Source organism: Verticiella sediminum (genome assembly GCF_007558815.1).
In the GTDB taxonomy this organism is placed as follows: Bacteria; Pseudomonadota; Gammaproteobacteria; order Burkholderiales; family Burkholderiaceae_B; genus Verticiella; species Verticiella sediminum.
Genome location: NZ_VLTJ01000028.1, coordinates 91,871 through 116,753 on the forward strand (window position 1 = coordinate 91,871; position 24,883 = coordinate 116,753).

Sequence of the window (24,883 nt, forward strand, 5' to 3'; positions counted from 1 at the left end):
TCAGTTCCTGAGCAGTGAGTCGCGGTGGCGGATGTATTCCTTGAAGCCGCGCTTTTCGACCTCGGCGCGGTAGGCTTCGCGCGAGGGCGCGCCCGGCTGGTACAGCGGGGCGATGCGTTCGAGCCCCGCGTGCAGCGCATCCAGGAAGCCGGCGATTTCCTGGCCGTCATTGATCGAGCGCTTGAGCGCGGCCGCGCTGTCCGGGTGCAGGTGGGTGAGCGGGCGCACGGCGGCGAGCACCGCCTCGAAAAAGCCCGCTTCGGGCAGCACCTCGGTCACCATGCCCCAGTCGCGCGCGGTGCGCGCGTCGAGGTTCTTGCCGTAGAACAGCAACTGCCTGGCGCGGCGCACGCCGACGATCCAGGGCAGGATGGTGATCGAGGCCGGGTTCCAATAGCGGATTTCCGGCTCGCCGAACACCGAGCGTTCCGAGGCGAAGATGAAATCGCACAGGTTGGCGAGGATGCAGCCGGCGCCCAGCGCGTAGCCGTCGACCGCGGCCACGACCGGCTTGCGCGCCCGCCAGACGGCGAGAAAGCTTTCCAGGTTGGCGCGCAGGCGCGCCGAGGCGTCCCCGGCCGCACCGCCGCCGGTCATGTCGAAGCCGGTGGAAAACGCGCGCCCCTCGCCGCGCAGGACGATGGCGGCGATCGCCTCGTCGGCATCCGCGGCGCGCAGCCGCTCGGCCATGGCTGCCAGCATGCCGGCATCCAGGGCGTTGAGCTTGTGCGGCTTGTTCAGGGTCAGGACGAGGATGGGGCCGTGGGTTTCGGCGAGCAGGGTGTCGGTCATGGCGTGGGCGTCCGGGTTGCCAGCAGGGCATCGAGAATCACGGGCTGCGCGCCGCCGGCGATGAGGCGCACCGGGTTCAGCTCGATCAGCCCGAGGCGGCCGGCGGCCGCCGCGTAGAGGTCGCCGACCGCCTGGGCGAACTGCGCCAGCGGCGCGGCGCCGCCGAACATCGCGCCGGAACGGCTGTCCAGGAAGCGGCCGACGGCGCTGTCGGCCAGCCGCGCGGCGATCTCGCCCTCGCGCGCGGGCAGCGGCACGGCGATGACGTCGCGCACGGCTTCGAGCAGGAACCCGCCCAGGCCGATGACCAGCATCGGCCCGCATTCCGAGTCGGTGCTGGCCGCCACGAACAGGTCGATGCCGGCCGGCGTCATGCGCTCGACCAGCAGGGGGGCGTCGGCGCAGTCGGGAAAGTGGCGGGCCAGCCGTTCGCGGATCGTCGCGACCGCGGCCTCGACCTGCGCCGCGCCAGCCAGGTCGAGCTGCAGCAGACCATAGGGCGTGCGGTGCGGGATGCGTTCGTCGATGACCTTGACCGCCACCGGATGGCCGACTTCGGCCGCGACGGCGGCGGGGTCGTCGCCGGGGCCGGCCAGCCGGCCCGGCGGCGTCGGCAGGCCGCAGGCACGCAGGAAGGCCTTGGCGCGCGCTTCGTCCAGCCAGGCGTCGCCCGCCGGCAGCGCGGCCACGGCGGCCAGAGCGTCCGGCGAGGGCGCCGGGCGGCGCCCGGGCAGTGGCTCGGCGCGCCGCCAGGCGGCGGCATGGCCGATCGCGCGCAGCGCCGGGCCGACGCCCGCCAGTTGCGCCGCGCCGTGCGCGCCGAGCCGGTCGGCGTACTCCCGGCGGAACAGGCCCGAGCGCGAACTGAGCAGGTAGAACGGCTTGTCGCTGGCCGCGGCCACGTCGAGCAGGGCGTCGACATAGCGTGTGGGCCGGGTGGGCTGGCCGTCCATGGTGTCGGTGATCAGGACCACCGCGCCGTGCGCGGGCGAGTCCGCGAAGGCCTTGAGGCCGGCGCGCAGATTGGTTTCGAAGTCGCCGTTGCCCCAGGCGTCGACCGGGTTGGCCTGCCCGCTGATCGGGCCGAGCAGGACGCCGAGTCGGTCCCGCTGGGCGGGCGGCATGGGCGGCAGTTCGACGCCCGCGTGGGCGGCGGTGTCGAGCGCGTACTCGACGTGCCCGCCGGACGGGCTGACGATGCCGACGCCGGGCCCCGCGGGCCGGCGCGCGGCGCGCAGGCAGACGATGGTCTCGGTCAATTCCTCCAGCGTCTGCACTTCGATCGCGCCGTGGCGCCGGAGCAGAGCGGAGAAGATCCGTGCGTCGCCGGCGATGCCGCCGGTGTGGCCCAGCGCGGCCTCGCGGCTCAGCGCGGTCTTGCCGACCTTGAGCGCGACCACCGGCTTGCCGCGCGCGCGGGCCAGATCGAGCGCGGCGAGAAAGCCGTCCATGTCGCGCACCGCCTCCAGGAACAGGGCGATGACGCGGGTGGCCGGGTCCTCGGCCAGCGCGGCCAGGTAGTCGGCTGAGGTGAGCACCGCTTCGGCGCCGGTGGAAACGACGTGGCTGTAGCCGTAGCGGCGCACGTCGGTGAGCAGCCCGATCGCCATCGAGCCGCTCTGGGTGATGAGGCCCACGTCGCCGCCCACCGCCTGGGCGTCGAGCAATTCGCCCATGTACAGCGTGGAGCGCGTGGCCGGGTTGAGCACGCCCATGCAGTCCGGGCCGCAGAAGGCGATGCCGGCGCGTGCACAGGTCTCGCGGATCACGTCGATGGCGTTGCGCCCGCCGTGCTGCATGCGGCCGACGCCGCTGGCGTAAGACACCACCGCCTTGACGCCGGCGGCCGCGGCGTCGAGCACGGCGTCGGCCACGCGCTCGGGCGACACGCACAGCACGGCGGCGTCGGGCGGTTCGGCCAGAGCCGCCAGCGAGGGTGCGCAGGCCCGGCCCAGGGCCTGGCTGCGGCCGGGGTTGACGGCGTATATCGGCCCGTCGAAGCCCAGCGCGTTGAGCGAGGCGAAGATCCGGCCGGACGGGCCGGGCCGGTCGGAGGCGCCGACGATGGCGATGCTGCGGGGGGCCAGGAGGGGCCCGAGGTCGGGACGTGCTGGGTTCACGATGCGGCTCACTCCGTGATGCGCTGGATGCCGATCAGCCGGTCGTAGGCCACCAGCAACAGGGTGATCGCGGCGAGCAGGACCATCGACAGCGCCGAGGCCGTGCCGAAGTCGAGCAGGGTCTCGACCTCGTTGGCGATCAGGCTGGCGATCATCATGTCCTGCGGCGAACCGAGCAGCGTCGGGGTAACGTAGAAGCCGATGCAGAAGATGAAGACGAGCAGGCCGCCGCTGACCACGCCGGGCAGCGACAGCGGCGCGATCACCCGCCAGAACACCTGCAGCCGGCTCGCGCCCAGTCCGTGCGCCGCGCGGATCAGGTTCGGATCGAGCTTGGCCAGCACCACGTACAGCGTGAGCACCATGTAGGGCAGCAGGATGTGGGTCATGGCGATCAGCGAGGCGGAGGTGGTGAACAGCAGCGTGGGCGCGGGGTCGATGCCGAGCCACGCGGCGAACGCCGTGTACGGCCCGCGGTTGCCCAGGATCACCGTCCAGGCGTAGGTCCGGACCAGGAAGCTGATCCAGAAGCACAGCCCGGTCACGGCGAGCAGCGCCGCCCCCGCCATGCCACCCCGGCGCGCCATGTAGTAGGCGAGCGGATAGCCCAGCAGCAGGCACAGCCCGGTGACCGCCAGCGCGACCAGGGCGGTGCGCAGGTAGACCGAGAAGTAGAACGCGTTGCTGAAGATGTGCGCGTAGTTCTGCAGGCCGAATTCCGGCTCGGTCAGGCTGGTCCAGAAGGTGTTGGCCAGCGGGGCGCCGAAGGTCGCGAGCAGATAGACCAGCGCGGGCGCGAGCAGCAGCCAGGTCGGCACGCCGCGCCAGGCGCGCGTGCGCGTGGCGGCGGCGCCCATGGCGCGGGCGGCCTCGGCGGGCCGTGCGACTGCGGTGGGGGTATTCATCGGGCGCCCTCCTGCCGGCGGCGGTGCCGCGACGAGGCGGTCATCACCACCATGACCGTCAGCGCGACGGCGATCATGAACGTGGAAGCCACGGCGATCACCGGGTCGGCTTCCAGATGGATGCTGGAGAACATGCGTCGGGGCAGCGTCGAGACCTCGCGGCTGGAAATGAACAGCGAGATCGTCGCTTCGTCGAAGGAGTGGATGAAGGCGAAGAACGCGGCGATCAGGAAGGCCGGCCGCAGCAGCGGGAAGGTGACCAACAGAAAGCCCTGCGCCGGCGTCGCCCCGCAGATCAGCGCGGCGCGTTCCAGGTTGCGGTCCAGGTTGCGCAGCGAGGCCGACATGGCGATCAGCACCACCGGGATCGAGATGCAGGTGTGGGCCAGGATCACGCCTAGGTAGGTCTGGTTCAGGCCCAGCATGCCGAACACCGAGTAATAGCTGATCGCCATGATGATGCTGGGCACCAGCATCGGCAGCAGCAGCACGATTTGCAGCGCGCGCCGGGTGGCGAACTCGCGCCGGTTGACGGCGAAGGCGGCCGGGGTGGCGACGGCCAGCGTGACCACGCTGGAGGCCACCGCGATCACAAAGCTGTTCAGCGTGGGGCCGAGCCAGTCCTCGGAGAAATACGCGGCGTAATGCCCGAGCCAGTATCCCGGCGGGGGAAACTCGAACGACTGGGCCGAGCTGAACGACATGGGCACGACGATCAGGATCGGCGCGAGGATGAACAGGGCGACGGCGAACGCGGCGACGGCCGTACCGGCCGTGGGGCGTTCCAGGGCGGGCGGCTTCATGGGCCTACTGCTGGAGCCAGCGCTGGAAGCGCCGCTCCGCCGGGGTCATGACCTCGCCCATGCGGCGGCCGTCGAACTCGATCGCGCCGGCCGCGTATTCGGGGTTGGTCGGCATGTTGAGCGCCTGCTCCGGGGTCAGGTATTCGAACGCGGCCGGGTTGAGCGGGCCGTAGGAGCCGTCCACGCAGAAGCCGGCGTTGCTCTTGGGCTGCAGCGCGAAGTTGATGAACTCCCAGGCGTAGTCCGCGCGCGGCGTGCCCTTGGACACGATCCAGTAGGTGCGGTCCATGGTGAACTCGTTCCAGACGATCTCGATCGGCGCGCCGCCGTCGCGCAGGGCCACCCCGTGCGCGTGCCACATCGAGGCCGCGTCCACCTCGCCGTCGCCCAGCAATTGCCGGCTTTGCGGACCGGTGGTCCACCACACGCGCATGGCCGGCTTGATCCGGTCCAGGCTGGCGAAGACGCGGTCCAGGTCGATCGGGTAGAGCTGGTCGCGCGGCACGCCGTCGGCCAGCAGGGCGAAGACGATGGTCTGAGACAGCGTGCGGCCGAGCGCGCGCGGGCCGGCGAAACGCTGGAGATCCCAGAAGTCCTGCCAGGTGCCGATGGAGCCGGGCGCGAACTTGGTGGTGTTGAAACAAATGTTGGTGGAATACGCGTGGTTGCCGACGCCGTTTTCGAAGATCAGGTTGGCGGGCAGGGCGTCGCGCTTGAGGATGTCGAAGTTGATCGGTTCGAGCAGGTCCTCGTTCATCGCCTGGACCACGCTGGGCGCGCCCACGGTCTGGATGTCGAACTCGTAGGACCGCGTGCGCGCCTGCAGCGCGAGCTTGGCGAACGACGCGCCGGGCGCGCTCTTGATCTCGATGCCGGTCTGCGCGGTGAACGGCTCGAACAGGTGCTTCCTGGCCGCGGCCTCCCAGGGACCGCCCTGAGAGTTGACGTACAGGATCTTCTGCTGAGCGCGCACGACCGCCGGCATGGCGAGGGCGGCCGCGGCGGCCACCCCCGCGCGCAGTACCTGCCTGCGCGCGGGGAGGTGGCCCGGGCCTGACCGGCGGGCGGCTGGAGTGAGGGGGTTCGACATGGCGCTTCCTGGTCGGGGAGGGGTGGACGACGGGAACGGAAAGGCGAGGTGAGCACCCGAGTCCAAAGCAAAGCGCATGCCAAATTGGCCGTTTCTGCGCCATGACCTGCGTCAATACGCGTGGCATACCTCGTAAAACGCGGCCATCCCGGCACCGCCGGGAATGCCTGCCGCAGGGCAGGCCATGCGCACGTCCATAGAGCCGGATGCCTTTCCATGGGGCAATGAGCCGGTTCCATGCACATAATGGTGGCATGCCACATATTTCGGCCGTGGCATGCCACGCTATTGTCGAAGGTGGAGCGCTCAGGCGGCCGCGATGGCCGCCGCGCACCCCAGCACCGCCGGGGCGCGAGCGTTCCGGGCATGCCGGCCGGGCGGCCCGCCCGCGGGGGCGGCAGCCGGACCCCGGGGGCTTGTCTATGCCACGGCCGGCGCCTCGAACGGCGCGATCACCCGCCAAAACACCTGCAGCCGGAGTGACGCACGCCCGCCCCGGCCCGCCGTCAGATCAGCACGAAATCCGTGCCGGTGTATTCCCAGGTGGCGAACGGCTCGTGATGCTGCAGATCGTTGCCCGCCAGGTCCACGATCTGGCCCAGAACCGTGTGGCGATTGATGACCAGATCGACCGTGTAGCCCGCCTGAGGGGTTTGGACCAGGTAACCCGGGAAGCCGAGCGATGCGCCGTCCGCATCGATCGTACTGCTGTAGGTGAAGCCCGTGCCGAGGTCCACCCCTGCTTCGTTGTACAGCTTCAGACCCCATGAGGAAGCCGCGATGCCGGACCCGGGAACCAACGCCACCTGCTCGTCGAAGTGAACCACGAACGTCAAGGACGAGAAGTCGGCATCGACGGACTGTACCCGCGGCCCCGTCAGGTCAACGACGTAGGCCATGTCGTTGCCCGCCAGGAACTCCTGGCCGCCGGCCCAGTACTGGATCAGGATCTGTCCCGGGTCATAGCGGCCTTCGACGAGAGCAACGCCGACGTCTCCCGTCTGCACCGGGCCCCAGTAGGATTCATCCCAACCCTGGGTAGAAATCCGCCAGGAATCCGCAGCCAGCACCTCTTCCGGCAACGACAACACGCCGTTGGCGGTGATGCCGTCCGTGGCGCTGCGGCCGGTGTCCTGCCACAGGCCGGTGACGGCATCCAGGATCGTCAGCGTGCCGGTGCCGGCGGACGCAGCGGCGCCCACGTTGCCCGCCGCGTCCGTCTGCCGGACCTGGATGTCGGCCAGGTCCCAGACGCCCCCGTACTCCAGGATGAAGGCATCGCCCGTACCCGCGGTCCAGGTGTTCCCGGCGTCGGTGGTGTACTCCCACGAGGCGCCCTCCTCCAGCAGGCCGATCCGGAACGTGCCGTCGACGGTAACGCCATCCCCGGGGACACCCGTGTCGGACACCGACAACGTCAAGGCCGCGGCGGCGGTGTCCACGACGATGGTGGCGGCATTGCTCCAGAGGCTGCCGACGTTGCCCGCCGCATCGATCTGCCGCACCTGCACGCTGCCGGCCGAATAGGTGCCTTCGGCCAGTTCGAACCCAGCCCCCACGCCCTCGGACCATGACGTTCCGCCGTCGATCGAGAACCGCCAGGCCGCGTCGCTCTCCAGCAAGCCGACCGCCATGCGGCCGTCCCGCGTGATGCCGTCGGAGGAGCTGATGCCCGTGTCCTCGACCAGGGTGACCGCCGGGGCCACGGGCGCCGTGGTGTCGACCACGATTGCAAGGTCGTTGTGAACGACCGGGCTTTGGTTGCCGGCGAGGTCGGTCTGTCGCACCGAGATGCTGCCAACGGCATAGCTGCCTTCAGCCAGCAGGAAGCTCTCGCCGCTGCCCGCGTGCCAGGTGTCGCCGCCGTTCAGGCTGTATTCCCACGCGGCGCCAGGCTCCAGGCCTGTCACTGCGATCGTTCCGTCGAGAGTGCGGCCGTCGCTGCCGCTCACACCCGTATCCTGCGCCAGTGCGAAGGCAGCCGCAGCGGGCGCGACGGTGTCCACGACCAGGGACCTTCCGATGGCCGACACGGCGCCCAGGTTGCCCGCGAGATCGGTCTGCCGGGCCTGAATAGTGGAAGCGGCATAGGCGCCGTCGGCCAGTTCGAAACGCTGGCCGCTGCCCGAGGCCCACGTGTCGCCGCCATCCACGCTGTACTGCCAGGTGGCGCCGTCCTCCAGGTCGGCCACCAGCACCGTGTGTATGCGGGTGTTGCCGTCACCGTCGATGTACGCGGGTGGGTCGCTGTCGTACAGCATGAGCAACGGCGGCGCCGCCGGCGCGGTGGTATCGACCACGATGGCCGCCTCGCTGAGCGCTGCGGGGCTGACGTTGCCGGCCGCATCCGTCTGGCGGACCTGGACGCTGCCGCTCGCGTAGGTGCCTTCGGGCAGCGTGAAGTCGCCGCCGCCGCCCAGGCTCCAGGTCGCGCCACTGTCCAGACTGTATTCCCAGGTCGCACCCGCCTCCACGCCCGACACGGTGACGATGCCGACATTGGTGATGCCGTCACCGTCATCGGCGCCCGTGTCTTCGGCCAGCGCGAAGGCCGGCGGGCCAGGCGGGGTCGTGTCGATCACCAATGTCTGCAGGGCGAACACGGAACCGTTGCCCGCGGCGTCGGTAGCGACCGCCTGCACGGTGTTGGGGCTGTTCAGGTCCAGCGCCAGCGTTCCCGACACCGGCGTGGCCGTGGACAGGTCGACGCGCCAGTGGCCGTCCGTGTCCACGGCGGCGACGTACGTGGCGCCCGGCACCGTCAGGGTGACGATGGCACCGGCCTCCGCGGTTCCTTCGATCACCGGCGCTTCTTCGTGGGTGAGGTTGGCGCTGATGATCGAAGGCATGCCGGGCGCGGTCGCGTCCACGATGATGGCTGCGGCATGGGCGAAGTCGGAACTGGTGTTGCCAGCGGCGTCGGTCTGGCGCACCCGGATGCTGCCGCTGGCATGAATACCCTCGGGCAGGGCGAAACCACCATCGCTGCCGGCGGCCCAGGTGGCGCCGCCGTCCAGGCTGTATTCCCAAGTGGCGCCGGGCTCCAGGCCGGACACGATGACCGCGCCGTCGTTGGTGATGCCGTCGCTGCCGTCGGCGCCCGTGTCCTCGGCCAACGTCAGGAGGGGTGCGGCAGGGGCAGTCGCGTCGATCACGAAGACCCCGGCGTTGCCGCCTACGGCACTCGTGTTGCCGGCAGCATCGATCTGGCGCACCTGGACGTCGCCGCTGGCATAGACGCCTTCGGGCAGCGTAAAGCTGCCGCTACTGCCCATGCTCCAGGTCGCACCACCGTCCAGGCTGTATTCCCAGGTCGCGCCAGGCTCCAGACCGGACACGCTGAGCGCGCCGTCGCTGGTGATGCCGTCGCCGGCATCGGCGCCGGTGTCGCTGTTCAGCGCGAAGACGGGCGCGGCGGGGACGTCCGTATCGACGGTCAGGACGAGGGCAGCGGACGGGTCGGAGACGTTGCCGGCCGTGTCGACAGCCCGGACGGTGAGCGTGTGCGAGCCATCGGCCAGCGCATCGCCCACCGTGATGCTCCATGCGCCGGTCAACGCGTCGGCAACGGTGGCGCCGATCTCCGTATCGCTGTCGTACAGCCGCACCGTGCTGCCCGCTTCGGCCAGGCCCGTGATCACCGGCGTCGCAACGTTGGTCAGATTGTCGCCTGCGGCGCCACTGTCGCCGGCGGGGTCCAGGATCGGGGCTGCGGGCACGGCCGGCGCGGTCGCGTCGATCACCAAGGCTCCGGCGCTGCTACCTACGGTGCCGACGTTGCCGGCCGCGTCGATCTGGCGCACCTGGATGCCGCCGCTGGCATAGGCGCCTTCGGGCAGCGTGAAGCCGCTGCCGCTACCCACGATCCAGGTGGTGCCGCTGTCGATACTGTATTCCCAGGCCGCGCCGGGCTCCAAGCCGGACACACTGATCTCGCCCTTATTGGTGATGCCGTCGCCATCATCGCCGCCGGTATCCTCGGCCAATGCCAGAACGGGTGCGTCGGGGATCTCCGTATCGATGGTCAGGATCAGGGCAGTGGACACCTCGGAGACGTTGCCGGCCGCATCAACCGCTCGAACAGTGAGTGTGTGCGAGCCGTCAACCAGCACATCGCCCACCGCGATGCTCCATGCGCCGGTCGACGCGTCGGCGACGGTGGCGCCGATCGCCGTATCGCTGTCGTACAGCCGTACCGTGCTGCCCGCCTCGGCCGTGCCCGTGATCACCGGCGCAGCGGCGTTGGTCAGGCCGTCGCCCGCGGCGCCGCTGTCGCTGGCAGGGTCCAGGATCGGAGCTGCGGGCACCGTCGGCGCGGTCATATCGATCACGTAGGCCCCGGCGTTGCTGCCCACGGCGCTGACGTTGCCGGCGATGTCGGTCTGGCGCACCTGGATGCCGCCGATTGCGTAGACACCCTCGGGCAGCGAGAAACCGCCGTCGCTGCCGACAGCCCAGGCAGCGCCGCCGTCCGCGCTATATTCCCAGGTCGCGCCGGCCTCCACGCCGGACACCACGACCGTGCCGACGTTGGTAATACCGTCGCCGTCATCGGCCCCGGTATCCTCGGCCAACGCCAGAACGGGCGCGGCGGGGATGTCCGTATCGATGGTCAGGACCAGGGCAGCGGACGGCTCGGAGACGTTGCCCGCCGTGTCGACCGCCCGGACGATGAGCGTGTGCTCGCCGTCCGCCAGCGCATCGCTCACCGCGAGGCTCCACGCGCCGGTCAACGCGTCGGCAACGGCGACGCCGATTTCCGTCTCACCGTCGTACAGCCGTACCGTGCTGCCGGCCTCGGCCGTGCCGGTGATCACCGGCGTCGCAACGTTGGTCAGATTGTCGCCCGCGACGCCACTGTCGCTGGCGGGGTCCAGCATAGCGACGGCGGGTGCAGCCGGCGCGGCCGTGTCGATGATGAAGGCTCCGGCATTGCTGCCCGCGGCACTCGTGTTGCCGGCTGCATCGACTTGGCGGACCTGGACATCGCCGCCGGCATGCACACCCTCGGGCAATGTGAAGCTGGCGCCGCTGCCCGCAATCCAGGTATTTCCGCCGTCCAGGCTGTAGTCCCAGGTCGCACCCGCCTCCACGCCCGACACGGTGATGATGCCGACATTGGTGATGCCGTCGCCGTCATCGGCGCCCGTGTCCTCGGCCAGCGCCAAAACGGGCGCGGCCGGCACGGCCGTGTCGATGGACAGGACCAAGGCAGCGGACGGCTCGGAGACGTTGCCCGCCGCATCGACGGCCCGGACGGTGAGCGTGTGCGCGCCGTCTGCCAAGGCATCGCTCACCGCGAGGCTCCACGCGCCGGTCAGCGCGTCGGCGACGGCAACGCCGATCTCCGTATCACCGTCGTACAGCCGCACCGTGCTGCCCGCTTCGGCCGTGCCCGTGATCACCGGCGCGGCGACGTTGGTCAGATCGTCGCCCGCGGCACCGCTATCGCTGGCGGGGTCCAGGATCGGAGCGGGAGGCACGCCCGGCGCGGTCGCATCGATGACGAAGGCCCCGGCGTTGCTGCCCACGGCGCTGACGTTGCCGGCCGCATCCGTCTGACGCACCTGGACGTCGCCGCCAGCATGGGCACCTTCGGGCAGCGTGAAGCCGCTGCCGCTGCCGGCGGTCCAGGTGATGCCGCCGTCGGTGCTGTATTCCCAGGCGGCGCCGTCCTCGATCCCGGTGACCTCGACCGTGCCATCGCCGCTGATGCCGTCGCTGTCGCTCGCGCCCGTGTCCTCGGCGAGCCCGAAGGACGGCTCGCCGGGCGGCGTCGTATCCACCGTGACGGCCGACAGCAGCCGGCCGACGCCGCTGGCCAGACCGTCGCTGCTCACATAGCGGGCGCGGATGGCGCCCGCCTCGTATTCGCCTTCCGGCAACACGAAGCTCGCGACCTCGCCGGCCTGCCAGGTCGCGCCGCCGTCCACGCTGTAGGACCAGGCGCGAACGCCGGCCGGAAACGTCAACGCGACCGTGCCGTCCCGGGTCAGCCCGTCATCGGCGGCCGTACCCGTGTCCGCCACGAGCGACAGCGCCGGCGCCACGGGCACGGACGGTGGCGGCTCCTGCGGCGGCGGCTCCTGGCCAGGACCGTTGTCTATCCATGCCATGGCCTCGACCAGCGACGCCCGGTCGGCCGTCACCAGCGCCAGGACGGCGCGGGCGAATTGCGCATCGTCGGCATACGGCGATTGCGTGAAGTAGCTGGCGAGCACGCTGCGGTTCAGGTACAGCATACCGTCGGCGTCCGCGCCCTGCGCCAGGATGCCGAAGAATTCGGCCATGACCTGCTCACGCCCGCCGGGGCCGTCGGCCAGCCGCTGCGTCCAGTAGGCAAGGCCATCCTCGTCGGCCTCGCGGCCCACAGCCGCAGCGTAGAGATGCCGCACGAAGTCGGTATCGTCGAGGCCTTCAGGGTACAGCGCCCGCGCCTCGTCGCTGGCCGCCACCTGGGCCAGCATGTCATCGAAACTCAGGCCCGCCTGCCACTGCCCGGTCCAGAACGCCAGCCCTTCCGGGTCCGGTACGCGGCCCAGCAGGCCATAGGCCGAAGACACCAGCAAGGCCGGACCCGCCTGGGTCAGCCCCCGGGCCAGATCCAGCGTGGCGGGATCGTCCGTGAGCACGCGCAGCACCCATTGCGACAGTGGTCCGGAATCCTGCGTCGCGTCGCCCCGGGTGGCGGCGAATTCGATGCCCGCCGCGGCCTTGTTCGCCAGCAGTGCGCCGTCGCCCTGCGACACGCCGCCGTCCCAGGGCTCCAACAGCGCCTGCAGCCACTGCGCCAGCAGTTCGCCGCGCGTTGTCTCCTGCAGGACGTCGATCCACCAGGCCAGTCCGTCGGCGTCCGCGTCACGATGCAGGCCATGTTGGTACAGCCACCGCACGAAATCCGCGTCCGGCAGCGAGGCATGCCCGGCCGCCTCGCCGCTGGCCAGCAGCGACTGCGCGACCTCCTGCGGCAAGGCGCCCTGGTCGAGGCGGGAAGTCCAATAGGCGAGCCCGGCCGCGTCGGGGGCGCGGTCCAGGATCAGGGCGTACAAGGCGGCAACGGTGGTCTGCGAGGCGGTCATGCTTGGCTCCGAACGTCCGGGCACCTCGGGGACGATGCGAACGGCGGCGCCGGCAGGCCCCGGACAGGGTCCGGACGTGAAACGCCGAGACGCGCGGCCTCGGCAGTCGGGCCAACAGCAGCGGCCCGGGGGTGCGACGCAGTTTAGACAGGCAGCTACGGACCCGCACATCCCGCGTTTGCGGTATTCGCAACGCTGGCGCCCAATTGCCGGCATCCCGGCCTACCCTGAACGAGGGAGCCGCGCCGCGCCTGCTTGCGCTAGAGTGCGGTATCGTCGCGCCCGCGGTCTGCCGCCGGGTGCGCCCCCCTGCCCCCGCCGTCCATGCCCGCTCCGATCCGCGTCATCATCGTCGAAGACGACACCGCCATGCGCGAGGAATTCGAGCGCATGGTGCTAGCCCAGCCGGGCCTGGAACTGGTCGGCAGCGCGCAGAGCATCGCCCAGGCCTGCGCGCTGCTGGCCGCCACCGCACCGCCACCGGACGTGGCCCTGATCGATCTCGGCCTGCCCGACGGCGACGGCGTCGCGCTGATCGCGCAGGCGGTGCGCGACATGCCGCGCCTGGCGGTGCTGGTGGCCACCATCTTCGGCGACGAGGCCCACGTCATCCGCGCGATCGAGGCCGGCGCGCACGGCTACCTGCTCAAGGACACCTCGATCGAGGAGTTCTCGCGCGCGCTGGGCCTGGTGTTCGAGGGCGGCTCGCCGCTGTCGCCCCAGATCGCGCGGCACCTGCTCAAGCGCTTCCTGCCGGCCGAGCGCAAACCCGTGCCGGCCGGCGAACAAGCCCTGACCGGCCGCGAGATCGACATCCTCACCCGGATCTCCTACGGCTTCACCGTGGCCGAGACCGCCCAGCAGATGCACATTTCGGCGCACACCGTCGCCACCCACATCAAGAACATCTACGGCAAGCTGGCGGTGCACAACCGGGTGGAGGCGGTCAACCAGGCGCGGCGCCGGGGCCTCATCCTGTGACGCCGGGAGGCTGGCTGCGCATGGCTCGCGCCCGCCTGAAGGCTGCGGTTCCCGTGCCGCTAGGCGCAAGCGCCTGCGGCGCCGGGACGATACCTGCGCGGCGCAGCGCGGCGTCAAGGGCGAGGCTTGCGCTCTGGTCCGCGCTCCTGCTCCTGCTGGCCTGGCAGGCCGCCCTCGCCGCCGCGCCGTCCCCGGCGGCGCTCGACGCGCCCACCGTTCGGCTGCTGGATGCCGGCTGGTTCGCCGAGGGCGGCACGGACGCGCCGCCCGCCGACGGTTGGATGCCGGTGGCGCTGCCGGACAACTGGCGGCTAAGCCGGCCGCACTACGGCGGCTACGGCTGGTACCGGCTGCCCTTCACTCTGCCGGAAGTGCCGCGCCAGCCGATGGCGATCTACATTCCCCGCCTGGCCTTGGTCGGCGAACTCTGGCTGAACGGTTCCCTGCTCAACCCCGGTGTGCGCTTCGACGGACCGGCCGGCAGGGGCGTGCAGATGGCCGACGAGCCCTTGCACGTGGTGGCGCCGTCGGGCCTGTTCCGCCCTGGCGAGAACGTGCTGGAGGTACGGCTGCAGGGCGAGAGCGCTATCCGCAGCGGGCTGTCCGCCGTGCGCCTGGGAGCGGCGCAGGAGATTCACCGGATCTGGCTGCCACGCTACCTGCTGCAGGTGGTCGCGCCCTACGTGCTGATGGTGCTCGTGGTGGGCGCGCTGTGCTTCGTGCTGGGGTATGCCCTGCGCAGGCGGCGCCAGTTGCTGCCGATGCAGTTCGCGCTGCTGGCCGGCATCGTCACGCTGGCGTCCTATCTGATGGCCGAACTGCCGATGTCGCGCGGCAGCCAGCAAGCCGTGCGCATCCTGATCAGCATTCCGATGTATTGGGCGCTGGGCGTGGCCGGCTACCACCTGGCCGGCATCCGGCTGCGCGGCTTCCTGACGGCCTGGCACACCACGACGCTGCTCACTCTGGCCGCGGCCGCCGGCTGGCTGATCCTGGGCGGTGTCACCGACCAGGTCTGGCTGCTCACCTGGCCGCACGTGCTGCTGCGCTGGATACCGATAGGGTTGCTGTGCGCGCGGGCCTGGAGGGATCGGTCGGTCAAGTTTCTGCTGCTGGGGCTGAGCGCCGGCCTGTGGAACGTCACCATCATGCAGTCCTACCTGATCCTGATGGAGTGGACGCACTGGGACAGCTTCCGCTGGAGCGTCACCGGCGCGCTGCCGTTCGCCCTGGTGCTGCTGTTCGTCTTCGCCGAGCGCTTCGTCCAGGACCACGAGGACGCGGTGCGCGCGCAGCGCGCCGCGGTCGCCGCTGAACGCGAGCGCATCCTGCAGGACATGCACGACGGCATGGGCGCGCAGCTCATCACCGCGCTGCGGCTGGTCCAGCGGCCCGGCACGGACCCCACCGATCTGGCGCGCGCCATCGAAGAGGCCTTGCAGGATCTGCGCCTGATCATCGATTCGCTGGACCTGACCGAGAACGACCTGCTGCCGCTGCTGGGCAACCTGCGCTTTCGGCTGGAGCCGCGGCTGGCCCTGCTGGGCATACGCCTGGAATGGGAGGTCGAACCGCCGCTGCCTCAGTTGCAGGGACTGAACCCCGAATCCGCGCTGGCGGTGCTGCGCATCGTGCAGGAGGCCATCAACAACGCCCTGCAGCACGCTCACGCGACACGCATCCGCATCTCGATCAAGCCGCAGGACGGCGGCGTGGCGATCCGCGTGGCCGACGACGGCCACGGCATCGTGCCCGGCCGGGCCGAGCAGCGCGACGCGCAGGGTTCGCGCGGCCTGGCCGGCATGCGCCAACGCGCCGCCCGGCTGGGCGCGACGCTGAAGGTGGACAGCGGCACGGGCGGCACTGCCGTCGAACTATGGCTGCCGGCAGGCGGCGCCTGAACCGCAGCGCCGGGAACGCCGGTCCGGAGCCGCGAAAGCGCCAGGAACCGCGCGCGGAACACGGCACGAAGGCCGGGCGTCGCCCCAACCAATAAGGATACGAAGCGTTGTTTACGCATACCTATAGGGATTGGATGATATCTGGTCGTGCTAGCATGTCAGGAAAAACGCAGCACATCGGGGCGGCCATCCATGCCATGCCCCGGAGAGGAACAAATCCATGACCACGTACGAGGGCGGGCTGGCATCAGCGTCCGTTCCCCAGACGCCAGCCAGCGAAGACCAAGAACGCACGAACCGTCCGCAGACCGTGTACGACGCCCTCTTCCAGGACATCGTGACCGGCAGGCTGCGCGCGGGAGAACGCCTGTTCATCGACGAGATCGCCGAACGCTTCGGCGTAAGCAAGATCCCCGTGCGCGAGGCCATGAAAGCGCTCGAAGGCAGGGGCTGGGTGGAGTCCGCGCCCCGTCGCGGCACCTATGTGCGCAAGCTCTCCATGGAGGAGCTGCACGAATTGTTCGAGTTGCGCCAGATCCTCGAACCGTCCATCACGGCGCTGGCCGCGCACCGGCGGCGCACGCAACATCTGCAGCAGTTGGCGGCATTGATCGAGGAAGGCGAGGCCGCCATCGCGGCTGACGATTTCGTGACGAGTTCACGGGTGAACTCGGAATTCCATTCCGTGATCGCGCAGGCGGCCGACAACACCCTCGCCTATGCGGTGATCCAGGATCTCGAACTGCGGCTGTGCCGCTACTTCTTCGTGGCGAGCTGGGAAGAACGCAAGGAATCCATGCGACAACACGAAGCGCTGTACAAGGCCATCCGCGATCAGGATGTGGATGCCGCGCGCCGGCTGACGGTGGAACACCTGCGGCATACGGAGGCGATGGCTGCGCGCTCGATCAGCGTGCGCGACATGGCGTGAGCAACGCGGGCCGCTCCGGCGGCCCGGCGCAGACGGACGGGGAGCGGATGCGGCGGCCGGCGCCGCTATTCAATGTGCGATGCCGCTGAGCCAGTCGCGCCGCAGCGCGGCTGCCTCGGCCAGGAGAGCTTCCAGGCCCTCGGCGTCGCCGCCGCGCAGCAGCGCTGCGTAGTGCTCCAGCACCTGCTGGATCTGCCCGACCTCGGCCAATACCGCGTCACGGTTGGCGAACAGGATGTCGCGCCACATTTCCGCCGAACTGCCGGCGATGCGCGAGAAATCGCGAAAACCGCTGCCGGCATGCCCCAGGCGCTCGACGGCGTCGCCCCGGCGCAGCAGATGCGTGAGGAAGGCGAATGCCACCAGATGCGGCACGTGGCTCACGGACGCCAGGATATCGTCGTGCCTTGCCGGGTCCATGCGGAAAAGCTCCGCGCCGCAGGCTCGCCATGCACTCTCCACGCGCGCGATGCTGGCCGGCGTGTTCTCGGGCAACGGCGTGAGGATCACCTGGCGGCCGCGATACAGGTTGGGATCGGCGGCGCTGGGCCCGCTGCGTTCGCTGCCGGCGATCGGGTGCCCCGGCACGAACTGGCCCACGCACTCGCCCAGCCCCTGCCGGGCCGCGGCCACGACGTCCTGCTTGGTGCTGCCGCCGTCCGTGACCACGGCGTGCGCGCGCAGATGCGGCGCCATGGCACGCAACACGGCCGGCATGGCGCCGACGGGCGTGGAGAGAAAGACGAGGTCCGCTTCGGCGGCGGCCTGCTCGGCCGTGGCGGCCCGGTCGATCAGCCCGAGGGCCTCGGCCTCCGCCAGCGAGGCGGCATTGCGCCCCACGCCGATGACTTCGCCGACCGCGCCCGTACGCCGCAACGCTGCCGCGAAGGAGCCGCCGATGAGCCCGACGCCGACCACCGCCAGCACCGGAATGCGCACGTCCATCGCTTCGGGCATCGCGGCGTCGAGCCCGACGCCGGGCTGGCTCACCCCAGCACCTCGCGCAGGGCGGCCAGAAAGCGCGCATTCTCCTCGGGCAGCCCGACCGAAACGCGCAGCCATTCCGGCAGGCCGTCGCCGGCCACCGGACGCACGATCACGCCCCGCTTGAGCAGCTCGAGGTTGACGCGCGGCGCATCGCCCACGTGCACCAGCACGAAGTTGCCGTAGCTCGGCACGTACGTCAGGCCGAGCGCGGCGACGCCTTCGGACAGTTGCTGCAGGCCCCGGCGGTTGAGTTCGTAGCTGCGCGCCAGGAACTCGTGGTCCGCCAGCGCGGCGATGGCCGCCGCCTGCGCCGGCACGCCGACGTTGAAGGGCTGGCGCACACGGTTGAGCATGTCGATGATGGCCGGCTGGGCGATGCCGAAGCCCACCCGCAAGCCGGCCAGGCCGTAGGCCTTGGACAGCGTGCGCGAGACCAGCAGGTTCGGGAAGCGGCGCACCAGGGCGACGCTGTCGAAGCGCAATTCGGGCGGCAGGTACTCGTTGTAGGCTTCGTCCAGGACGACCACGACGCGCGTGCCGTGCGCATCGTGGATGGCCTGCAACGCCCGCTCTACCGCCTCGCCCGGCGCAAACGTGCCGGTCGGGTTGTTGGGGTTGGCGATGAACACCAGCCGCGTATCGTCGGCGATGGCCGCGGCCATGGCGTCCAGGTCGTGCCCGTACTCCCTGGCCGGCACCACGATGTGGCGGGCGCCGGACGCCTGCGTGGCCAGGCGATAGACCGTGAAGGCATACTGCGAATAGACCGCGGACACACCGGGCGCGAGGAACGCGTCGGCGGCGATCTCGAGCACGTCGTTGGAGCCGTTGCCGAGGATCAGCCACTCCACGGGCACGCCGTACTTCTGCGCCAGGGCCTGCTTCAGGTAGTAGCCGTTGGAATCGGGGTAGCGCGCGGCATCGGCCAGCGCAGCCACCGCGGCGTCGCGGGCCTTGGGCGACATGCCCAGCGGGTTCTCGTTCGAGGCGAGCTTGACGATGCTGGCCGGGTCCAGGCCGAACTCGCGCGCCAGCTCTTCGATGGGTTTGCCCGCCTGGTACGGCGCGATCGCCTGAACGTACTCAGGGGCGGGCAGGGTCTTGGCTTGCATGGATGGCTCCGAAAAGCATCGCGGACGGAATCACTGCGCGGGGTAAGAGCCCAGCACCTTGACGAAGGCGGCCTGCTCGCGCAGCGTCTCGATGGCCCGCGCGACACCGGGGTCGCTGGCGTGGCCTTCGATGTCCACATAGAAGTAATACTCCCACTGCCCGGTACGCGCCGGACGCGATTCGAAGCGCGTCATCGATACGCCGTTCTGCGCCAGCGGGGTCAGCATCTCGTACACCGCGCCGGCGCGGTTGGCGACGGCCAGGATCAGGCTGGTCTTGTCCTTGCCCGAAGGCCGGGTGTCCTGATGCCCGATGGCGAGAAAGCGGGTGCGGTTGTGCGGGTCGTCCTGGATGCTGGATGCGACGATCTGCAGGCTCCAGGTGCCCGCGGTGGATTCGCTCGCAATGGCGGCGATCGTGGGATCGCCTGCGGCCAGCCGGGCCGCCTCGGCATTGCTGCTGACGGCCTCGCGCGCGAGTTCGTTGCAGTGCTGGGTAAGCCAGCCCTGGCACTGCGCCAGTGCCTGCGGGTGGGCCATGACGCGGGTCACGCCTTCGAGCGACCCGGACTGGGTCATCAGGCAGTGCCGCACCACCAGGGAGTTCTCGCCCAGGATGCGTACCGGCGAAGTGAGCAGCAGATCGAGGGTGCGGTTGACCGCGCCCTCGGTGGAGTTCTCGACCGGCACCATGCCGACATCGGCCCGGTTGGCCTCGACGGCGCGGAACACCTCGTCGATGGTCACGCAGGGCAGCGTGGTGATCGCATGTCCGAAGTGCGACAGTGCGATCTGCTCCGAATACGTGCCGGCCGGGCCCAGGTAGGCCACGGTCAGGCCGCGCTCCAGGCCGCGACAGGCCGAGATGATCTCGGTCCAGACGGCGTGCACGGCGTCGGTCGGCAATGGCCCGGGGTTGCGCGCCTGCAGGCCCCGGATGACCTGCGCTTCGCGCTCGGGGCGCAGCACGGCCACGTCCTGGCCGCCCAAGGCGTGCTTGACTTCGCCCACGCGCAGCGCAAGCCGGGCGCGCTCGCTGAGCAGTTCGAGAATCTGCGCGTCCAGCGCATCGATACCCTCGCGCAGCGGCGCGAGTTGGCGGGCGAGATCATCCATGGCGCTGCGCGAACTCCCGCATGTAGTCGACCAGGGCCTGCACGCCGGCGATCGGCATGGCGTTGTAGATGGAGGCGCGCATGCCGCCCACGCTCTTGTGCCCCTTCAGGGAGAGCAGGCCGGCCTCGGCCGAGCCCTTCAGGAAGGCGTCGTTGTGCGATTCGTCGGCGAGGACGAAGGGCACGTTCATGCGCGAGCGCACCGGCGCGTGAATGCGGTTGCGGTAGAAGCCGCTGCCGTCGATGTAGCTGTAGAGCAGGTCGGCCTTGGCCTTGTTCGCGGCCTCCATGCCGGCCAGCCCGCCGTTGGCCAGCACCCACTTGAAGACCAGCCCCGCCAGATAGATGCCGTAGGTGGGCGGCGTGTTGAAGCGCGAATGCTCCTTGGCCACGTTGACGTAGTCGAACGCGCTCGGACAGACCGGCAGCGCATGGCCGATGAGATCGCGGCGCACCACGACGACGGTCACGCCGGCCGGGCCGGCATTCTTCTGCGCGCCGGCGTACAGCACGCCCGCACGCGCGATCTGCATCGGCCGCGACAGGAAGTGCGAGGACGCGTCGATCACCAGCGGCACGTCGGCCGCGCCGTAGGCGTCGCCCGTGGGCCAGTCGATGAACTCGATGCCGTCGATCGTCTCGTTGCTGCAGAAGTGCACGTAGCTCGCGTCCGGACGCACCTTCCAGTCGGCGGGCACGGGCATCCAGGTGTAGGGCGCCTGGGCCTTGCCCTCCAGCGTCTTCTCCTGGTCGGCCGCGGCGGCGATGGCGATGTCGCCGTAGCGCTGCGCTTCCTTGTGCGACTTCTTGGACCACGAGCCCGACAGCACGTAGTCGGCCTTGTGCTCGGGCCGACGGCCGATCAGGTTGAGCGGAATGATCGCGTTCTCGGCCGTCGCGCCGCCCTGCATGAAGAGCACGGCGTAGTCGTCCCCGACGCCGAGCAGGCTGCGCAGGTCGGCCTCGGCCTCGTCGCAGATCTGCACGAATTCCTTGCCGCGATGGCTCATCTCCATCACGGACATGCCGCTGCCGCGCCAATCGAGCATTTCCTCGGCGGCCTGGCGCAGGACGCTCTCCGGCATGGCCGCCGGGCCCGCCGAGAAGTTGTAGGGACGGTTACTCATTGCCGTTCTCGTCGTTGTTGTTCGCGCCCTCGCTCGCGGAACCCTCCGCGCCGCCGGCGCCATCGGTCGTCGTGTCTTCGCCTTCTTCCTCGCCGTCGAGCACGTCGCTCTCGGCGATGCGCTGCACGCCGGACAGGTGGCTGCCGTCGTCCACGCTGATCAAGGTCACGCCCTGGGTGGCGCGGCCCATCTCGCGGATCTCGGCCACGCGGGTGCGCACCAGCACGCCGGCGTCGGTGATCAGCATGATCTGGTCGGACGGCATGACCAGCACGGCGCCGACGACCTTGCCGTTGCGCTCGGTGGTCTGGATCGCGATCATGCCCTTGGTGCCGCGGCCGTGGCGGGTGTATTCGGCGATGGGGGTGCGCTTGCCGTAGCCGTTCTCGGTGGCGGTGAGCACGCTGTGCGATTCATCCTCGGCCACCAGGAGGGCGATCACGGTCTGGCCCTCTTCCAGCGTCATGCCGCGCACGCCGCGCGCATTGCGGCCCATCGGGCGCACGTCGTTCTCGTCGAAGCGCACGGCCTTGCCGGCATCCGAGAACAGCATGACGTCGTGCGAACCCTGGGTCTGCGCCACGCCGATGAGGTAGTCGCCCTCGTCCAGGTCGACCGCGATGATGCCGGCCTTGCGCGGATTGGAGAAGTCCGACAGCGGGGTCTTCTTGACGGTGCCGCGCGAAGTCGCCATGAACACGTAGCGATCTTCGGCGAACTCCTTGACCGCCAGCACCGCGGTGATCTTCTCGCCGTCGCTCAGCGGGCACATGTTGACCATCGGCCGCCCGCGCGAGTTGCGCGAGCCCTGGGGCACTTCCCACACCTTGAGCCAGTACACCCGGCCGCGGTTGGAGAAGCACAGGATGTAGTCGTGCGTGTTGGCGATGAAGAGGTAGTCGACCCAGTCGTCTTCCTTGGTCGCCGTGGCCTGCTTGCCGCGTCCGCCGCGCCGCTGCGCGCGATACTCCGAGAGCGGCTGGCTCTTGATGTAACCGGAATGCGAGAGCGTCACCACCATGTCGGTCGGGGTGATGAGATCCTCGGTATCCAGTTCGGTCGCGTTGTGCTCGATGCGCGAACGGCGCACATCCTTGGCGTTGGTGGCGAACTCGGTCTTGAGCGCGGTCAGCTCGTCGCTGATGATGGTGGTGATGCGCTCCGGACGCGCCAGGATGTCCAGCAGATCGGCGATGTTGGACATCACCTCACGGTATTCGCCGACGATCTTGTCCTGCTCGAGCCCGGTCAGGCGCTGCAGGCGCATGTTCAGGATTTCCTGGGCCTGCGTCTCGCTCAGCCGGTACAGGCCGTCGCCCTGCAGGCCGTAGATCTCGGGCAGGCCGTCGGGCCGATAGGCGGCGCTGCCGCCCGGCGTATCGTCCTGCGCCCGGGCCAGCATCTCGCGAACCAGCGAGGAATCCCAGGTGCGGTCCATCAGCGCCTGGCGAGCCACGGGGGGGGACGGCGCGGCCTTGATGATCGCGATGAAGTCGTCGATGTTGGCCAGCGCCACGGCCAGGCCTTCGAGCACGTGGCCGCGCTCGCGCGCCCGCCGCAACTGGTACACCGTGCGGCGCGTGACCACTTCGCGGCGATGGCTGAGGAAATACTCGACGAGCTGCTTCAGGTTGAGCAGGCGGGGCTGGCCGTCGACCAGCGCCACGAAGTTCATCCCGAAGGTGTCCTGTAGCTGGGTGTGCTTGTACAGATTGTTCAGCACTACCTCGGGCACTTCGCCGCGCTTGAGCTCGATCACCAGGCGCATGCCGTCCTTGTCGGACTCGTCGCGGATGTCGGATATGCCTTCGAGCTTCTTGTCGTTGACCAGCTCGGCCATGCGCTCCTGGAGCGTCTTCTTGTTGACCTGGTAGGGGATCTCGTCGACGACGATCGACTGCCGTCCGCCCTTGTCCATGTCCTCGAAGTGCGTCACCGCGCGCATCACTACGCGGCCGCGGCCCGTGCGATAGCCCTCGCGCACGCCCGACATGCCGTAGATGATGCCGCCGGTGGGGAAATCCGGCGCCGGGATACGCTCGATGACGTCATCGACAGTGCAATCCGGCTGCCGCAATACGTAAAGGCAGCCGTCGATCACCTCGGCGAGGTTGTGCGGCGGAATGTTGGTGGCCATGCCCACGGCGATGCCGGAGCTACCGTTCACCAACAGGTTGGGCAGGCGGGTCGGCAGCAGCAAAGGCTCTTTTTCGCTGCCGTCGTAGTTGGGGCCGAAATCCACCGTCTCCTGGTCGATGTCGGCGAGCATTTCATGCGCGATCTTGGCCAGGCGGATTTCGGTATAGCGCATGGCCGCCGGGCTGTCACCGTCGACCGAACCGAAGTTGCCCTGGCCGTCGACCAGCGTATAGCGCAACGAAAAATCCTGCGCCATGCGCACAATGGTGTCGTATACCGCCTGGTCGCCGTGGGGATGGTATTTACCGATGACGTCGCCGACGATACGCGCCGATTTCTTGTAGGCGCGATTCCAGTCGTTGTTGAGTTCGTGCATGGCATACAGAACCCGGCGGTGCACCGGTTTCAAGCCATCGCGGACGTCCGGCAGTGCGCGCCCCACGATCACGCTCATCGCGTAATCGAGATAACTGCGACGCATTTCTTCTTCCAGCGAAACCGGAAGTGTTTCCTTGGCAAAGGAATCCATAGGAGCGGTACCAAATTGGGCGTTCAGGCCAAGCGGACGAGTTTATCATCCTGCCGCCCCGGGCCGCGCCCCGTGGCGATAGTGACTCGCCGGCCGCGGAAATATTTAGACAGATTGCGTTTCGCGCCAGACACGAGCGTTGACTCGGATGCGGCGGCGAGGCGCCGGGCCTGGCCAATAAACTGCGGGCTAACCCCGATGACATGTGGGCAAAAACCAACACCAACCTGCGCCAGGCCCGTGCTTTGCTTGCGCCGTCAAATACGAACATTCCACAATGAAGTCACGGGTTTAGCCCGCCGTCTTCGTGGTCTGAACAATGCATGACACGCCTGCCGCACTGGCCGGGAGGTCCTGAAAATCCTTTGAAACACATACCCTGATTGATATACTGGCCAGCGTATGTCCCCCTCATTTTTCGGGACGCCAGTACTTACCTTCTGCGGCGGGGGTTCGCTGCGAAACTCACAATTTCTGCTTCAAGCTCACGAGGAGAAACATGAACAAGCCCTCAAAAATCGCACTGGCGCTTGCGTTCGCCGCCACCACAGTCAGCGGCGTTGCCATGGCCCAGCAAGTGCGTGCGGTTGCTGATCCCGCTGTCATCGCCCAGAACATTGGCACCGGCGAGAACAACTGGGTGAACGTCAGCGGTCTGCCCTGGATGAACGGCACGAACGAACATTGCTGGCGCAATGCGTTCTGGACGCCGGCCACCGGCCTGATGGGCTGCGACGGCACGATCATCGCCCAGGCCGCGCCGCCCGCGCCGCCCCCGGCTGTTGCTCCCGTGGCTGAAAAGGTCGTCTACGACGCCGACACGTTCTTCGACTTCGACAAGACCGACATCAAGCCGGACGGCCGTCAGATGCTCGACGAACTGGTCCGCCAGGTCAACAACCTCGAGCTTGAAGTCATCATCGCTGTCGGCCACACCGACTCGATCGGTACGGACGCCTACAACCAAGGCCTGTCCGAGCGTCGCGCCAACGCCGTCAAGCAATACCTGGTCGGCCGTGGCATCGACCCGAACCGTATCTACACGGAAGGCAAGGGCGAAAGCCAGCCGGTCGCCAGCAACGCCACCCGCGAGGGCCGCGCTCAGAACCGTCGCGTGGAACTGGAAGTCGTCGGCACCCGCCGCAAGTAATCCCGCGGTGTACCGGGCGGCCCGGCCGCCCGGTTGCAGTACGATCCGAGTGGGTAGAATGAAACCTGGCAGAGACATCTGCCAGGTTTTTTTTTGCCGCCGGGCCGCTCCCAAGGCAAAAG

General features: G+C 69.3%; 15 protein-coding genes. 4 read left to right on the top strand and 11 right to left on the bottom strand.

All coding sequences use genetic code 11. From position 1 onward, the window contains the following. The 6 genes from FOZ76_RS14130 to FOZ76_RS14155 form a co-directional block, all read right to left on the bottom strand. Nucleotides 1-792, bottom strand: coding sequence for an enoyl-CoA hydratase/isomerase family protein (locus FOZ76_RS14130; RefSeq protein WP_143948913.1), 792 nt, complete (start codon nucleotides 790-792; stop codon nucleotides 1-3). Beyond that, entirely contained in the window at nucleotides 789-2,912 is a 2,124-nt protein-coding gene (locus tag FOZ76_RS14135) for an acetate--CoA ligase family protein (RefSeq protein ID WP_170235446.1), read from the bottom strand. Before FOZ76_RS14135 ends, FOZ76_RS14130 begins: the two co-directional genes overlap by 4 nt. Nucleotides 2,913-2,920: 8 nt before the next feature. Next, nucleotides 2,921-3,817, bottom strand: coding sequence for an ABC transporter permease (locus tag FOZ76_RS14140; RefSeq protein WP_143948915.1), 897 nt, complete (start codon nucleotides 3,815-3,817; stop codon nucleotides 2,921-2,923). Then, the gene (locus FOZ76_RS14145) at nucleotides 3,814-4,620 is read right to left on the bottom strand and encodes an ABC transporter permease (protein WP_143948916.1); all 807 of its coding nucleotides are present in this window, start codon (nucleotides 4,618-4,620) and stop codon (nucleotides 3,814-3,816) included. Before FOZ76_RS14145 ends, FOZ76_RS14140 begins: the two co-directional genes overlap by 4 nt. A 4-nt stretch (nucleotides 4,621-4,624) precedes the next feature. Beyond that, nucleotides 4,625-5,710 carry an ABC transporter substrate-binding protein gene (locus tag FOZ76_RS14150; RefSeq protein ID WP_170235447.1) on the bottom strand — a complete coding sequence of 362 codons (1,086 nt, stop codon included), beginning with the start codon at nucleotides 5,708-5,710 and terminating at the stop codon, nucleotides 4,625-4,627. A gap of 506 nt (nucleotides 5,711-6,216) precedes the next feature. Continuing rightward, entirely contained in the window at nucleotides 6,217-12,789 is a 6,573-nt protein-coding gene (locus FOZ76_RS14155) for an Ig-like domain-containing protein (protein WP_170235448.1), read from the bottom strand. Between the two features lie 324 nt (nucleotides 12,790-13,113). Between FOZ76_RS14155 and FOZ76_RS14160 the strand changes: the two genes are divergently transcribed. The 3 genes from FOZ76_RS14160 (at nucleotide 13,114) to FOZ76_RS14170 (ending at nucleotide 16,602) form a co-directional block, all read left to right on the top strand. Next, complete coding sequence (locus tag FOZ76_RS14160) at nucleotides 13,114-13,770, top strand: response regulator (RefSeq protein ID WP_143948919.1); 657 nt, start codon at nucleotides 13,114-13,116, stop codon at nucleotides 13,768-13,770. Nucleotides 13,771-13,790: 20 nt separating this feature from the next. After that, the gene (locus tag FOZ76_RS14165; RefSeq protein ID WP_143948920.1) at nucleotides 13,791-15,671 is read left to right on the top strand and encodes a sensor histidine kinase; all 1,881 of its coding nucleotides are present in this window, start codon (nucleotides 13,791-13,793) and stop codon (nucleotides 15,669-15,671) included. A 220-nt stretch (nucleotides 15,672-15,891) separates the two neighbouring features. After that, nucleotides 15,892-16,602: a GntR family transcriptional regulator gene (locus FOZ76_RS14170; RefSeq protein ID WP_143948921.1), complete on the top strand. Its 711-nt coding sequence runs from the start codon at nucleotides 15,892-15,894 to the stop codon at nucleotides 16,600-16,602. A gap of 69 nt (nucleotides 16,603-16,671) precedes the next feature. On the opposite strand, the gene FOZ76_RS14175 is transcribed toward FOZ76_RS14170, so the two are convergent. The 5 genes from FOZ76_RS14175 to gyrA are packed head-to-tail and all read right to left on the bottom strand — an operon-like array spanning nucleotide 16,672 to nucleotide 23,611. Further along, a complete protein-coding gene (locus FOZ76_RS14175) occupies nucleotides 16,672-17,559 on the bottom strand; it encodes a prephenate dehydrogenase (protein ID WP_143948984.1) in 888 nt (295 codons plus the stop codon). 29 nt (nucleotides 17,560-17,588) lie between these two features. Then, complete coding sequence (gene hisC / locus FOZ76_RS14180; RefSeq protein ID WP_143948922.1) at nucleotides 17,589-18,701, bottom strand: histidinol-phosphate transaminase; 1,113 nt, start codon at nucleotides 18,699-18,701, stop codon at nucleotides 17,589-17,591. Between the two features lie 30 nt (nucleotides 18,702-18,731). Further along, nucleotides 18,732-19,817, bottom strand: coding sequence for a prephenate dehydratase (pheA, locus tag FOZ76_RS14185; RefSeq protein WP_143948923.1), 1,086 nt, complete (start codon nucleotides 19,815-19,817; stop codon nucleotides 18,732-18,734). Next, on the bottom strand, nucleotides 19,810-20,943 hold the full coding sequence (gene serC / locus FOZ76_RS14190) for a 3-phosphoserine/phosphohydroxythreonine transaminase (RefSeq protein ID WP_143948924.1): 1,134 nt from the start codon (nucleotides 20,941-20,943) through the stop codon (nucleotides 19,810-19,812). The genes pheA and serC overlap by 8 nt, the downstream gene beginning before the upstream one ends. After that, a complete protein-coding gene (gyrA, locus tag FOZ76_RS14195) occupies nucleotides 20,936-23,611 on the bottom strand; it encodes a DNA gyrase subunit A (protein ID WP_143948925.1) in 2,676 nt (891 codons plus the stop codon). The genes serC and gyrA overlap by 8 nt, the downstream gene beginning before the upstream one ends. Nucleotides 23,612-24,110: 499 nt before the next feature. On the opposite strand from gyrA, the gene ompA reads away from it, so the two are divergent. Beyond that, nucleotides 24,111-24,761, top strand: a complete 651-nt coding sequence (gene ompA / locus FOZ76_RS14200) for an outer membrane protein OmpA (protein WP_143948926.1) — start codon at nucleotides 24,111-24,113, stop codon at nucleotides 24,759-24,761. Nucleotides 24,762-24,883: the final 122 nt, after the last annotated feature.